Source organism: Bacillus sp. mrc49 (assembly GCF_002803435.1).
The window spans coordinates 1-1,216 of the sequence record NZ_PHNG01000101.1 but is presented as its reverse complement, the minus strand read 5'-3'; the positions used below and the strand labels follow the sequence as shown (position 1 = coordinate 1,216).

Here is a 1,216-nt window from a genome sequence, read left to right as displayed (position 1 = left end):
CGAGGTCGTCATAATGAATTCTGTACGTTTAACTGTATGGTTTTCATGCAATCCACGAACCAATGGGAAAAGTGGATAGATAGTTTTCAGCTACCGTTAATGAAGAATGATTGGGAAGCATGACACCCCCTGATCCTACACGTATGCAATTTGTATAAGCAAATCAGGAGAAGCACTTGCAGCACAGAGGGAAATTAGTATGCACAATGACCCATTACGCTCGTAACCAAGTTCATCTATTTGCTAATGGGAGGTGCACCCTCCTTTACCAGTCATTTGATAACCTTCGAGTGCCCTATCTAAGATGGATAATCGCTTAATCATGCTTTTTACTCCCTGTTAGGTTTATAAAATTTCTTCGACCATATTGATAAGGTACACCTAAGTGTTGACGTAATGTTGTCCCCTCGTAATCCTCATGAAATAACCCGCGCTTCTGTAAAATAGGAATAACCTTTTCTACGAATGCAGGCAATCCGTCATGCGCTCGATCTGCGATAATTACAAATCCATCACACGCACCAGCTTCAAACAATTCTTGCATTTCATCCGCGATTTGTTCAGGTGAGCCTATGATAGTATGGTGGAAGTCTGTTACACCATGAGCTAACACATCAAAAATGGTAAACTCCTTCTCAAGGAGGTCAACTGCTTTTTGTGAATGTAACTGAAAAGGGTTTGGCGTTAAACGCTTTCGTAATTCCATCGGTAACGATTGATGGATATGGGGAAATGGAATGGACACCCCGACCAATGCAGACAGATGGTTTACTTGTGCCGGTAATTCATCAGTCATTAACGAAATCATCTCTTTTCTACGTTTTAGTGCCTCTTCATAGCTATCACCGATCGTTACGTTTATCCCCATAAAAAGCTTCACTTCATCAGGTTTTCGGCCAACAGCTTCAGTTGTTTGGTTAAGGACATGACGATGGTTATGGCTTGTTTCGATATCGTTTACAATTGAGTACACGCCAGATGCGTACATGCCAGCTAAATTGGCTCCGTCTTGACCTCCTCCTGCTTGGAAAATGACCGGCTGTCCTTGTGGAGATGGCGGAATCGGTAATGGTCCTCGTGATTCAACGTATTTACCTTGTAACTGAATAGGTTGAATGTGCGAGCTGTCCGCAAATATTCCTTTATCTGTATCAAGCTTTAAAGCAGACTCACCCCAACTTCCCCATAGGGCCTGAACGGTTTGAATAAACTCATG

The 1,216-nt window shown here is 42.5% G+C and carries 1 protein-coding gene; it reads right to left on the bottom strand.

What is annotated here, in order from left to right; genetic code table 11:
* Positions 1–316: 316 nt before the first annotated feature.
* The coding region (locus CVN76_RS00675) for an LLM class flavin-dependent oxidoreductase (RefSeq protein ID WP_157805387.1) at positions 317–1,216 on the bottom strand (900 nt) is incomplete at its 5' end.